7 protein-coding genes are annotated in these 13,985 nt (G+C 35.5%); 3 read left to right on the forward strand and 4 right to left on the reverse strand.

The features are described from left to right. Nucleotides 1-567: 567 nt before the first annotated feature. Nucleotides 568-2,985, reverse strand: coding sequence for a sodium-translocating pyrophosphatase (locus H602_RS0115225; RefSeq protein WP_026978784.1), 2,418 nt, complete (start codon nucleotides 2,983-2,985; stop codon nucleotides 568-570). Between the two features lie 470 nt (nucleotides 2,986-3,455). Between H602_RS0115225 and H602_RS0115230 the strand changes: the two genes are divergently transcribed. Together H602_RS0115230 and H602_RS0115235 are read left to right on the forward strand one after the other, a co-directional pair. After that, nucleotides 3,456-7,565 carry a beta strand repeat-containing protein gene (locus H602_RS0115230; protein ID WP_084404275.1) on the forward strand — a complete coding sequence of 1,370 codons (4,110 nt, stop codon included), beginning with the start codon at nucleotides 3,456-3,458 and terminating at the stop codon, nucleotides 7,563-7,565. Between the two features lie 5 nt (nucleotides 7,566-7,570). Beyond that, nucleotides 7,571-7,777 (forward strand): hypothetical protein, encoded by a 207-nt coding sequence (locus H602_RS0115235; protein WP_026978786.1) that lies wholly within the window; start codon nucleotides 7,571-7,573, stop codon nucleotides 7,775-7,777. Nucleotides 7,778-8,269: 492 nt separating this feature from the next. Here the strand turns inward: H602_RS0115235 and H602_RS0115240 are convergent, their stop codons facing one another. The 3 genes from H602_RS0115240 to H602_RS0115250 all read right to left on the reverse strand — a co-directional run bounded on the left by H602_RS0115240 (nucleotide 8,270) and on the right by H602_RS0115250 (nucleotide 12,548). Further along, complete coding sequence (locus H602_RS0115240; RefSeq protein WP_026978787.1) at nucleotides 8,270-8,797, reverse strand: inorganic diphosphatase; 528 nt, start codon at nucleotides 8,795-8,797, stop codon at nucleotides 8,270-8,272. Between the two features lie 116 nt (nucleotides 8,798-8,913). Then, nucleotides 8,914-11,406: a DUF5686 and carboxypeptidase-like regulatory domain-containing protein gene (locus H602_RS0115245; RefSeq protein WP_026978788.1), complete on the reverse strand. Its 2,493-nt coding sequence runs from the start codon at nucleotides 11,404-11,406 to the stop codon at nucleotides 8,914-8,916. 161 nt (nucleotides 11,407-11,567) lie between these two features. Continuing rightward, on the reverse strand, nucleotides 11,568-12,548 hold the full coding sequence (locus H602_RS0115250; protein WP_026978789.1) for a pyruvate dehydrogenase complex E1 component subunit beta: 981 nt from the start codon (nucleotides 12,546-12,548) through the stop codon (nucleotides 11,568-11,570). A gap of 641 nt (nucleotides 12,549-13,189) precedes the next feature. Here H602_RS0115250 and H602_RS0115255 point away from each other — a divergent pair. Then, complete coding sequence (locus H602_RS0115255) at nucleotides 13,190-13,936, forward strand: electron transfer flavoprotein subunit beta/FixA family protein (RefSeq protein ID WP_026978790.1); 747 nt, start codon at nucleotides 13,190-13,192, stop codon at nucleotides 13,934-13,936. Nucleotides 13,937-13,985 lie beyond the last annotated feature (49 nt).

Genomic DNA, 13,985 nt, shown 5'->3' on the forward strand with positions numbered 1-13,985 from the left:
CTCCTATATAATCAAAATTATTGCTAAACGAGTCCATTTAAAAATTAAAAACTGCAGCAAAAATCAAGTTTGTGGCAACTATTTACAGCTATAACTTGTTTTATAAGAATTTTTTTAAGGTGTATAAAAGATTGTTTATAAAAGTGTTTTATGACTCAAAATGGGAAGAATCAGCCTCTACCATTTTGAAATAATTGAAGTTGAATTTTCAGTAGTTGTAATTATGCTAACAACATCTAGTGTAATTTATTGTCAAATGCAAACAATTATAAGAGCTGTGAATCAAACTATTTTTCGAAAAAATTATTTAGTACAGAAACTCTAATTTTGAGAATTATTTTCTTCATTTGGATAAAATACAAATTTTCGTAGACAAATCCCATTTATAATTATGTTTTTATTTGACAATGGGAATTTAAACAAATTAAAACATGCACTTTAAATTACATTTCCTGAATTAAAAAAAAATGAGCCCGATACAATATCGAGCTCATTATTATCAAAATTTGTCTAATTATTTAAATCCAGTCCACTTTTTTAAAGCATTTGTGGCGCAAATAAGAGGCCCTATTTTTCTTTAAAAACTTTAATTTGTGCATCAACCTCCGCTTCTGTTCCAGTGAAAGCAGCTGATTCTGTTTTGCCATTTTGAAATTTAGAAACTTTTGCAGAGAATACGCCGTTATTATTCATTTTCTCAACCGTATATTCTTCGGTTATGTTGTTTTCTACAGAACTTACAATCAGTTCAACCTCCGTGGCTTCGGATACGGTTACTGCATCATGACCTCCTAAAATTGGAGCGATTACCAAGCCAATTAAACAAGTTAATTTGATTAAAATATTCATTGATGGACCTGAAGTATCTTTAAATGGATCTCCAACAGTATCACCCGTTACTGCTGCTTTGTGTGCATCAGAACCTTTGAAAGTCATTTCACCATTGATCATTACTCCAGCTTCAAAAGATTTCTTGGCATTGTCCCAAGCACCACCAGCGTTATTTTGGAACACAGCCCAAAGTACACCAGAAACAGTTACACCAGCCATGTAACCACCTAACATTTCAGCAGTCAACATATTATTATCCGGATAAACAAGTTTGCCTAACAACACAATAACAATAGGAAAACCAATGGTCAAAACTCCTGGCAACATCATTTCGCGTAGAGCGGCTTTAGTTGAAATTTCTACACATTTACCGTATTCTGGTTTGCCCGTTCCTTCCATAATTCCCGGAATTTCTTTGAATTGTCGCCGCACTTCGTACACCATATCCATCGCAGCTTTTCCCACAGAATTCATTGCTAAAGCGGAGAAAACTACAGGAATCATTCCACCGACAAATAGCATGGCTAAAACCGGAGCTTTAAATATATTGATTCCGTCAATCCCGGTGAATGTTACGTAAGCTGCAAATAAAGCAAGAGAAGTTAACGCTGCAGAAGCAATTGCAAAACCTTTTCCTGTGGCTGCGGTTGTATTTCCAACTGAATCTAAAATATCTGTTCTTGTACGTACTTCTTTAGGCAATTCACTCATTTCAGCAATTCCGCCTGCATTATCTGCAATTGGCCCAAAGGCGTCAATTGCGAGTTGCATTGCAGTTGTAGCCATCATTGCAGAAGCCGCTAAAGCCACTCCGTAAAATCCTGCTAATGCGTACGAACCCCATATTGCTGCAGCAAATAAAAGTACCGTTGGAAATGTAGAAATCATACCTGTAGCCAAACCTGCAATTACGTTTGTTCCTGCACCTGTTGACGATTTTTGCACAATAGCCATCACAGGTTTTGTCCCTAATCCGGTGTAATATTCAGTTACCGATGAAATAATCCCGCCCACTGCTAATCCAACAATCGTGGCGTAAAAAACACGCATGGATGAGATGTCCTTTAATCCTTCCCCGTAAAAACTCATCTTCATGGTCTCAGGCAGCATAAATTGCACTAAAAAATAGCAGGAAATTAATGTTAATAAAATGGACAACCAGTTTCCAATATTTAATGCTTTTTGCACTTCTGGCTCTTTGGCCGAATCACTAGAAATTTTTACTACTAAAGTTCCAATAATGGAGAATAAAATTCCGAAACCAGCAATTGCCATTGGTAGTAAGATGGGACCAATTCCGCCAAAAGCATCTTGAATACTTCCACCCATATCTTTGATCACGTAGTTTCCCAGTACCATCGCGGCAAGAACTGTAGCCACATACGAACCGAATAAATCAGCACCCATTCCGGCCACGTCTCCAACGTTATCTCCCACGTTATCTGCAATTGTTGCCGGATTTCTTGGATCATCTTCAGGGATTCCTGCTTCCACTTTTCCTACTAAATCCGCACCTACGTCGGCAGCTTTTGTGTAGATTCCACCACCAACTCTTGCAAATAGAGCAATAGATTCGGCTCCTAATGAGAATCCAGCCAAGGTTTCAAGCACAATAGTCATTAACTCAGTTGGAGTTCGCATCACGCCGCCAAACATGGCATCTGCCCAAACACCGTTCATGAAATAATTAAAGAAAAATATAAAAAATGCAGTTAGACCAAGAACGGCTAATCCTGCAACACCCAATCCCATTACTGTTCCACCACCGAAAGAAACTTTTAGCGCTTGTGGCAAACTAGTTCGAGCCGCTTGCGTAGTTCTAACATTTGTTTTAGTTGCAATTTTCATCCCCATATTTCCAGCAAGTGCGGAGAAGAATGCTCCAAAAACAAAAGCAATTACAATTAAAATACTAGTAGTATCTACAAATTGTGAAACACCTGCTAAGACAACACTTGCTCCAATGACGAAGAACGTCAGTAATCTGTACTCTGCTTTTAAAAAAGCCAAAGCGCCCTCATAAATATAATCCGAAATTTCTTTCATTTTACCATCACCGGGATCTTGCTTTAATACCCACGCTCTTTTCATCCACATAAAAAGCAGACCAATAATTGCCATAACTATTGGTACGTAAATCATCATTGATTCCATATGTTATTTTTGGTTTTGTTAATATATTGTAAATGTAACAAAAGCAAAAGTAATAAAAAAGTAATTTATTTATTAAAGCTTTGATTTTAATATAAATAGCGCAATTAGAAAAATCATCTAATACTATCCAATAAACACTTTAGACTTGGCAATCGCACAACGGGCATCAAATTTTTTCGCCCCAAAATGCCGCATCCACTATAAAACATACCTAATGCTTTCGAACAGATTAATTAATGTAAAATTAATTTTAAGTTCACTTTGGGAATTTAGTCAAGATATACCTTTGTTAGCGGCTAATTTATCTTTAATTTTTCATCTGTAATGAAAAAAAATAAACAATTCATCAATTTATATTGAAAAAACACAATTATTTAGTTTATTTTTAGAGCCTGTATATAAGTTGATGTAAATCAAATTAATAGAAAAGAATAATTACTTTAAATAAAAACGAAATTTAAATTAAACTTATGAGTAAAACTACACAATCGATTTTGGCAGAATGCCGAAATAATTTTAAGACAATAGCGGTATTTTGTTGCTTGTTATTTATGACGGGAGGGGCTTTTGGACAGGTTACTATAGAAAATCAAAATTTTACAGATGGCTCATTACCAAATGGATGGACGCAAAATAACATTACATTTACAACGAGCGCAGGTGGGTATGCTAATTTCACTACTACTTCATCCATTCTTACTTCACCTACTTATAACTTGACAGGATATACAAATGTCAAATTATCCTTATCTGTAGCAAAGTTTGGAAGTGGTTCAGACGGCCCCGTTACTATTCAAATTTCTGACAACGGAGGAAGCACTTGGACAGCACAAACATTCAATTCCGCAACTCCTACAGGTTCTAATTATATTGATACAGAAGAAGAGCCAATTACAATTTCTGGCCCATCTATTAAAATTAGAATCACTAGGACAGCAAGTTCTTCTCAAAAACGATTTCGAAATTATTTACTGGTTGGGACACCACCACCTGCCGCAGCCCCAGTTGTAACAGCGGCTACAGTAAATACAACAGTTGGAACCAATCCAAACTACCAAATGACTGCTACAAATAGCCCAACATCTTATACACTTACGTCGGGAACTTTACCTGCTGGATTAAGTTTAAATACATCAAGTGGAGTGATCTCAGGTATTACAACAACAGCTGGAAACTCGTCAGTATACGTTACTGCGACAAATGCTTCTGGCACTAGTCCAGAGGCAACAATTGATTTTGTTGTAGCTAAAAGCAATCAAACAATTACCTTTACAAGTTTAGTAAATAAGCAGTATGGCGACGCCGATTTTAATTTATCTGCAACCGCTTCGTCTGGATTAAATGTAAGTTACAATAGTTCTAATACCAATGTTGCTACGATTATAGACAATACTGTTACAATTATAGGCATTGGAACAACAGACATTACTGCTTCACAGGCTGGAAATGCCAATTACAATGATGCAATTAATGTCGTTCGCACACTTACAGTATCACAGCGAAACCTAACCATTTCTGGATTAACAGGAGATAACAAAGCATATAATGCTTCAAATGTGGCAACTGTTTCAGGTACACCATTGATAAACAATGTTTTAGAAGCTGATATTGCTAATGTAACCTTATCAGGAATTCCAACTTTTACTTTTGCAAACGCAACAATTGGCGTTGACAAATCAATTACCGCTAATGGATACAGCTTAGCGGGCAGTGCTGCTGGAAATTACAATTTAACGCAACCTACAGGATTAACCGCAACTATTTCGGCAAAAACTATTACAGTCACTGGTGTAGTAGCTCAGAATAAAGTGTACGATGCTAATACAATCGCTACGGTTTTCGGCGGAACACTAGTTGGAGTTGAAGCAGCAGACAATGCGAACTTAAGTATATCAACAACAGGTGTTTTTGCATCGGCAAATGCAGGAACTGGGATAGGAGTTACAGTTACGTTGACAGGAAGTGCCGCTACAAATTATACTTTAACACAACCTGGACTAACAGCTGATATTACGAAAGCCACTCAAACGGTCACATTTAATTCTTTACCAGCATTAAATACAGGTTCAGCACCTATTAATTTAAATACTTTTGCAAGTACAACTTCAGGATTAGCGTTGACTTATATGAGCTCAAATTCAAATGTTCTAACCATTTCAGGAAACACATTGACTGTTGTTGGATTAGGGACAGCCATTATCACCGCATCTCAAGAAGGTAATACTAATTATAACGTCGCTATAAATACGACACAAACTGTTATGGTTTCTCTTATCCCAATGATTTTCTATAGTCATAATTTTAATGATAGCCCAAGTGAAAGTCCATATGTAACTTCACCTTTGACAACAATTCCAACCGGAATTTTAAATAGCAATATTACTTCATCCCAATGGGTAAGTAGCACTAGTAATTTTACTAGTTTCTTAGGAAATTCAGGAACTGCTTTAGTTATTCAGCCATCAAATGGAGATGTTAGCTCAATGACCTTAAATATATCAATAGCGACAGGATATAAATTAGATTTGACTGATTATAGTTTTTGGGCTAGAAGAACTAGTAATGGACCTACAGTTTCATCGATTACTGTAAATAGCATAGCAATTTCAAATGCAATTTCAATCTCAACATCAAATTCAGGTGAAGTAGTTTCAACACCAGCATTCTTAAACACTGTAGAAAACTTAACAGGCAACTTTAGTATTGTAATTAATTTAACAGCCCCGTCTTCAAGTAGTCAAAATCTTAGGTTAGATGATTTTAAATTAACTGGTTACATAACACCACTAGTTACAGCTACCACTTGGATCATCACTTCTCCAGCTACAACACCAGCGTGGACAAATGGGACACCAACTGCTTTAACCGACGCTATCATTGCCGAAGATTACAACGAAACAGCAGCAATTACCGCTAAAAACTTAACCATCAATACTGGTAAAGTTTTAACTATCCAACCAGCAAATACCTTAACAGTAGCCGGTGATTTAACTAATGAAGGTTCAATCATTTTTCAAAGTGACGCTACAGGAACAGCTAGCTTTGCAGCTTATACAGGAGTTGCAATTGCTGGTTCAGGAACATCAACAGTAGAACGCTACATTCCTGCAGGAAAAAGAGCTTTCCGTTTCTTAACACCAAGTGTTACTACAACTACTAATATTAAAGCGAATTGGCAAAATGATAAGATATATACTGCCGGAATTGGAACTGCAATAACAGGTTCAACATCTGGAGCAAATGGCTTTGATACTACAGTAAGCGGAAATCCTTCTATGTACACTTACAATAATCAAGTAGCTAGTGGAACAGGTTGGACACCAATTCCTAATACGGATGCTACTACTTTATTAGCTGGAACGGGTTATAGAATTTTAATTCGTGGTGATCGAACGCCAACGTTACTCACCAGTGCATCACAAGAAAACATGAATGTTGCCACAACACTTTCAGCAACAGGAATGCTAGTAACAGGAACGGTTATTTTAAATGCGTCAAGCACACCAGCTATAAATAACACCTCTAATACTACAACCGACAGCTTTAGTTTGGTAGGAAATCCTTACGCAAGCCCAATTGACTGGAATGCAGTTGGAAAATCGGAATTAGTAACGTCATACTATGGCTTTGAGCCTAACTTTGGAAGCGGATTAGTACGAGGAAAATATGTTGTTTACGATGCTTCAACAGGTCTAAATAATGAAATAACTTCAAACATTGGAAGATATATTCAATCTGGCCAAGCCTTTATGGTAAAAAATAGTGTTGCAGGAACAGCAGGAACATTAACCTTCAATGAAAGTAATAAAGCTAGTACGCAAGCAAATGTATTTAGAACCGCTAATGTAGAAAACGCCACTATAAGTCCAAATGCAGTGCTTCGATTGTCGGTTTATGATCCAAACGAATTGGCTTTGGCCTCTTATCCAATTGATGGTACCGTTGCAGTATTCGGAGAAGTTTTTACCAATTCATTGGGATACGGTGATGTAATAAAATTAATGTCAACTGGTGAAAACTTAGGTTTATCTCGAGATTCAAAAACATTAGCTATTGAAGCACTAGCTCCAGTTCAAAATAATGATGAACTGTTAATTAAAACGACACAATTTCAAGCTAACAAATCGTATACCTTTAAATTGAATGCGACAGGTTTTGCAAGCGGTGTTTCAGCTACTTTGGTGGATCAGTACTTGAATACGCAAAGCACTATAAGTATGGGAGAAAATACATTTGCGCCATTTAACACCACAACTGATGTGAATTCTTATGATGCCAATCGATTTAAGATTGTATTCAGCACAACTGCATTAGGAAATGGTTCTTTTGATAGAGAAACAATGGTAGTGTATCCTAATCCAGTTACAAATAATATATTTAATATTTCAGTACCAAATTATGTAAAAGGTCCAATAAAGGTTAGCATCTACAATATGGCTGGACAAAACGTGTACCATACGACAAAAGAAGCATTGCCAGTTTTAACAATTCGTCCCGATGCTGTTTTATCGCAAGGAATATATATAGTACAAATCACCAACGATGGTACAACGACAAATTCTAAAATTACAATTCAATAATTACTATGAAAAAGCAATTTATCCAAACGATCTGTATACTGTTCTTATCCTTATTTTTAACGATTTCAGCTTTCGCACAAGAAGAGGCTGGTGGTGATGTAGATGATCTAAGTAGTGCACCGACTGCACCAATTGAAAACTGGGTTCCAATTTTACTAATGGCTGGAATTGGAACAGCCTTTTACTTTACAAAGAAAAAGAAAACTGCATAATTTAATAAATTTAAAAACGCCCAAAAGGGCATTTTTTTATGCTTAAAAATTAGAAGATCTTTAACCCTATTTTAGTTAATCACGAAGTCTCTTTTCAATAATAATCGTTTCACTATTCCGTTGCATAGGAGCCTAAAAGCTTATTGGTAAATCCAATGAATGTACGTTTCATTTTGGATATCAACTCAAATAATGAACAATAAAGTACCTACTTAATTTTCTCTAATCAACTACAATCTCACTAATTTCAATTAATCAATTCCAACTGTACAGAATAAGATCGACATCAGTTATATTTAAAAGAAAAATACAAAAAGATAATTATCCTTGAAAGAAAAATAAGCACCTTTTTTAAATAACACCCTCGAGGTTAAATAAAATTCCCTATGCAGATTTCCAAAACATCCATTCTCAAAACTTCAAAATTTAATGCACAAAAAAAACACCTGCAAAAACTTTACAGGTGCCTTATATTTTAAAGAGAAGAACTATTTATATCGCAAACAATCCTTCTGGCTTATTTTCTATTGCTTGAAAACGAGCAACACATTTAGAGATAATATCTCTAGCTTCCGTCACATCTCCCCAACCTTCTACATCCACTTGTTTGTTTTCAAGATCTTTGTACACTTGAAAAAAGTGCTCTATTTCTTTCACTAAATGCGGATTCATATCGCCTAAATCGTTCAAGTTATTCCAAATTGGATCTGAAACTGGCACACAAATTACCTTTTCATCTGGACCTTTATCATCTGCCATATGAAATACACCAATTGGCTTCACTTCTATCACACAACCTGGGAAAGTAGGCTCAGTGATTAAAACCAAAACGTCTAATGGATCTCCATCTAATGCTAAAGTTTCAGGAATAAACCCGTAATCTGCAGGATACATCATCGAAGAGAACAACATTCTATCGAAACGCATTCTTTTTAAATCAAAATCGTATTCATATTTATTTCTACTTCCTCGTGGAATTTCGATTAAGACATCGAAAGAGTGTTTTTTATCAGCTGTCATTTCTGTATTTTTCATTTTTTACGTCTGCAAAAGTAAGCAAACATTACTGCTTTTCAATACAAATGTTCATTATATCTCTATTAACTTTATCAAAAACTATCGAATACCATTAAAATTTAAAACTGAATCCCTAAAGAAGCCTTTACTCCAAAATTATTGGTATCCTCCGTTCTGTAATTTCCACGCCAAGCAAACTCAATTTTCAAGACTTTAAAGATGTTACCAATCCCAGCATTGTATTCGTAATAAAAATCTTCAGGAGCGCGATACAATAGACCAGAGGCATTGATTGCACGATTTTCATCACTAATTGTTCCATAAACTCCTTTAAAACCAATAGTTTCCCGCCAGTTTAATTTTCGCAATAGCGGAATCCTTGATAAAATTCGACCTCCAAAATTATGTTGCAACTGAATTGTAGCATACGTATCAGTTTCAAATTCATAAAAATCCAACAAGTTAAACGTATTAGCAATGGTCCAATAAGTCTGGTTACCGGGAACAATACTTAACAAAGACAAAGGTACTTCTCCAAAAGTCTTACCTAATTCCGTAGTAATATCCAAACGTCCAATTCCTCCCATATTCAATGGCTGCTTGTAATACAACTGCACTTTCTTATAATCAAAATCACTATCAAAAACATCTTTAACACCTTGACTGTAATTTAAAAACAATTGCGCAAACGGCTTGGAGGTTGTCCGACGTTCTACACCACTACCCACTGTTTTTCTTGAAAAACTATAATCCAATTGCACATTAAATTCGGATTGTTTTACTCGACTTTGAATTTCACCCAACGGATTACTTACACTAGGCAAAACTGTATAATAATCCATATTAAAGCTGTCTGAAGCAGAAATTAAAGTACGATACGATAGGCCCGTTTGAATGGTAAAGTTTTTTGCCAACTCAATTTCAGCAGAAAAATTAGTCAAACTCACGTTGGTTAATTTTCCATTGCTTCCCGCAGTAAACAAAGACGAAGAGGCAAAACTACGACTCATAACATCATTGGTATCGGTAAAACTCGCACCAATTTGTTCTACATCTCTCCTTGTTCCAGCCGAAAGGATCAATCGGTTCTTCTCATCCACCATCCATTTACCAGAAACACCATACTTAAACTTATTGTCTTTAAACCCATAAGCTGTATATCCTTGAACACGCCACTTGTCATTTTCGCCAAAATAAGTTCTACCTCCAACACGCAGTCGCAAACCTTCCACTTCATTATATCCAATTGTTGAAAGTATCGGACCTACGTCAAAGTTCCCATAATGCAGATAACCACTTCCGATGATTTGTACTACATCGTAAATTTGCAGAAACTTCTTATTGGTCTGCAAGACGTCAAGCATTTTATAAACGCCTTTTTCATCTTTATTGAGATTTTCAAAGCGATTATCTTCCCAAAATTCGTCCGGTTTTATATACATCAACGGATCGGAATTTTGCACTTCCGGATTATAAAAATCTTCCGGCTTCTCACTGTCAAATACGTGATCACGGAACATCGTGGTTCGTTTTCCATAAATACCTTTTGACTTTTCTTTTTTGCTCAAGGCAAAGTCAGTCATGATATAATCTCTTTTCAACAGAAAAACTGAATCGTTCAAAACGTCAAAATCTTGCTCGATGTAAATTTCTTTCACCCAGTTGATATTGGCACTTTTAGTTACCTCAAGATTTATATTTTTAATTGCCCAAGTAGAATCATTAACCCAAAAACTACCTTTAAAAGTCAATTCGTTTTTTCTACGTGGATAGTATACAATATTATAACACCATTTATTATCAATGTAAGCACTGTCTGTCAAAACATAATTATACACATCAATTCCTGTTCGGGAAAGCGGACTGGTAAATGCTTTTTGAAAAAATTTCAAGTAATTATCATAGATATCATAATCTGCATACAAGTCGCTTACGTAAGATGTAATCTGCTGATTATTACTAAATCCTGAATTCTTATTGGCCTTTAAAACTTCTTTTGTTTTATTTCTAACATTATCTCCGTAAACATCCGATAACGCCTCGTTGATAAATATGGGTAAATACGTTTTACCGGTAATGCTAGACGTATCTACAGAATTAAAGATGAATTCCATACCTTTAAACAACCGTTGTTTCATAAAAGCACTATCAATCGTATTCATATCAAACTCGATTTTCTCGTACTTCGCCATTTCATATTGCTTAAATTGACGCAAACCATTTTGACGCTTGCGTGCCCAAATTTTTCGCAAAATATCAATAGCAGGATTGTTCTTTTTTGACGTTTTAGCACTGTAAATACGCACTTCGGCAAGCTCCTCACCAGAAGTTAAAATCACCTTCATGTTATAGGTTACCGCCTTTTCCAATTGAATTTCTTTCGTGGTATAACCAATAAACGAAACTTGGAGTGTGGTACGATTTGATTTGGACTCCAAATAAAAGATACCATCTTCATTCGTTACAATTCCTTCCGATGTACCCAAATAAGCCACATTAGCATAAGGTACAGGCTTATTGTTTTCGTCTAGAACCACTCCACTTACCTTGGTTTGCGCAAAAGAGATGGCAACCATCCATAAAAACAAACCTAAAAATATCTTATCTTTCATACTGTATCTACGTAGTAATGTCGAATTTGGACCAAATTCATATCATTTTTATTCAAAAAAAACTTCATCAGAGTTTCCCCTGATGAAGTTTCAAATATAGTAATAAGTTACAAAGAAAAAATTATAATATCTCTTAAACTTATATCAGCCTCTGACTGTAATTATTTTTTGTAAGCTACTTTCTTAACCGCTTTAATCACATCTTCCGAATTTGGCAACCAGTCTTTCAACAAGTTTGGTGCGTAAGGTGCTGGAGTATCTGCTGTTGTAATTCTCTGAATTGGAGCATCTAAGAAGTCAAACGCTCTTTCTTGAACCATATATGTAATTTCCGAAGCAACACTTGCAAATGGCCAAGCTTCTTCCAAAACTACCAAGCGATTCGTCTTTTTAACCGATTTGATAATCGTATCATAATCCATCGGACGAACGGTTCTTAAGTCGATAATTTCGCAAGAAATTCCTTCTTTTTCTAACGCTTCAGCTGCAATATGCGCTTCTTTAATAATTTTTCCAAAAGAAACAATTGTAACATCTGTACCTTCTCTTTTCACTTCAGCAACACCTAATGGAATGATGTAATCTTCCTCAGGAACTTCGCCTTTATCGCCATACATTTGTTCTGATTCCATAAAAATAACAGGATCATTGTCACGAATAGCAGCTTTCAACAAACCTTTTGCATCATAAACGGTAGAAGGAACTACAACTTTAAGACCAGGAGTATTGGCAAACCAAGATTCAAATGCTTGCGAGTGAGTCGCACCCAATTGTCCTGCAGAAGCCGTTGGACCTCTAAAAACCATTGGCATTGGAAATTGTCCCGCAGACATTTGACGCATCTTCGCAGCGTTATTGATTATTTGATCAATTCCAACAAGTGCAAAGTTGAAGGTCATAAATTCCACAATCGGACGACAACCGTTCATTGCTGATCCTACTGCAATACCTGCAAAACCAAGCTCTGCAATTGGTGTATCAATAACTCGCTTCGGTCCAAATTCATCAAGCATTCCTTTGGAAGCTTTGTAAGCACCGTTGTATTCGGCAACTTCCTCACCCATTAAATATATAGTTTCATCACGACGCATTTCTTCACTCATCGCTTCACAAATGGCCTCTCTAAATTGGATAGTCTTCATATGGTAAAAATTTATCTTCTTAAATTTTGAACTGCAAAAATAAAAATTAAAACCTATAAAAACACATAAAATAGTTTTAAAATAATTAGGAGCTATTTCCGGCTATCCGCTTTATCTTTTTCCTGCTTAAAAAAAGCAGAAAAAAGGATGCCACTGCTATCCGGGCTAGGGGTTTTAGGACGTGAGAAAACGCTTCATTTTAATTCGACATTTTAATTTCATTTGCATCCTGAAAAGAAAACACAAATGCCATCGCAAAACAACAAACATTTTAAGTCTAATGAGGTTAATACCCAATGATTTAAATCCGAGAACAATATTGCAACTAAAAATGATTTCTAAGCAGAATATCAGGATCGTAGAAAACTAATGTGAAAATTATTCATCTACATAAAAATCTATAGTCAAATTGCATTGAAAACGACAGAAAACCTTCAGAATTGAAGCAAAATAATTTTAATTAAAAAAAAACCACAACGAATTACGATTTATTGCAATAGTAATTTTCACTACTAATCCGAGGCTAAAACCACTTACGCAAACGTTTTATTAGCACAAATTTATTATGCATGCATAGTTCTTTTTTTAAAAAATAGTTGTATTTTCGTAGCCAAATCACGATAATCTAAATAACAATAAAGATGAAAATATTAGTTTGCATCAGTCACGTGCCTGATACTACTTCAAAGATTAACTTTACAAGTGGAGACGCTGAATTTGACACAAATGGCGTTCAATTTGTAATCAATCCCAACGACGAATTTGGTTTGACAAGAGCCATTTGGTTTCAAGAACAGCAAGGAGCTACCGTAACTGTTGTGAATGTTGGTGGTCCAGATACTGAACCTACTTTACGAAAAGCATTGGCAATTGGTGCAAACGAAGCAATTCGTGTAAATGCTGCTCCAAAGGACGGTTTTTTCGTAGCAACTCAATTAGCAGAAGTAATCAAAGCTGGTAACTACGATTTAGTAATTGCAGGAAAAGAATCATTAGACTATAACGGTGGAATGGTTCCTGGAATGTTAGCTGGAATTTTAGGATATAATTTTGTAAATTCTTGTACTGACTTAAAAATAGACGGAACTTCAGCAATGGCTTCAAGAGAAATTGACGGTGGAAAAGAAATTGTTTCTACTTCATTGCCATTAATTATTGGTGGTCAAAAAGGTTTAGTAGAAGAAAAAGATTTGAAAATTCCAAACATGAGAGGAATTATGACGGCAAGAACTAAAGCGCTAAACGTTTTAGAACCTGTTAGCTCAGAAGCAACTACTAAAGCGGTTAAATTTGAAAAACCAGCTCCTAAATCAGCAGTAAAATTAATTAATGCGGATAACTTAGATGAGCTAATCAGTTTATTACACAACGAGGCTAAAGTGATTTAAGATTTTTAAATTTAGATTTAAGAGTAGCATCTAAATCTAAAAACAAAAC

The sequence above is a fragment of the Flavobacterium tegetincola DSM 22377 genome (genome assembly GCF_000425485.1).
In the GTDB taxonomy this organism is placed as follows: domain Bacteria; phylum Bacteroidota; class Bacteroidia; order Flavobacteriales; family Flavobacteriaceae; genus Flavobacterium; species Flavobacterium tegetincola.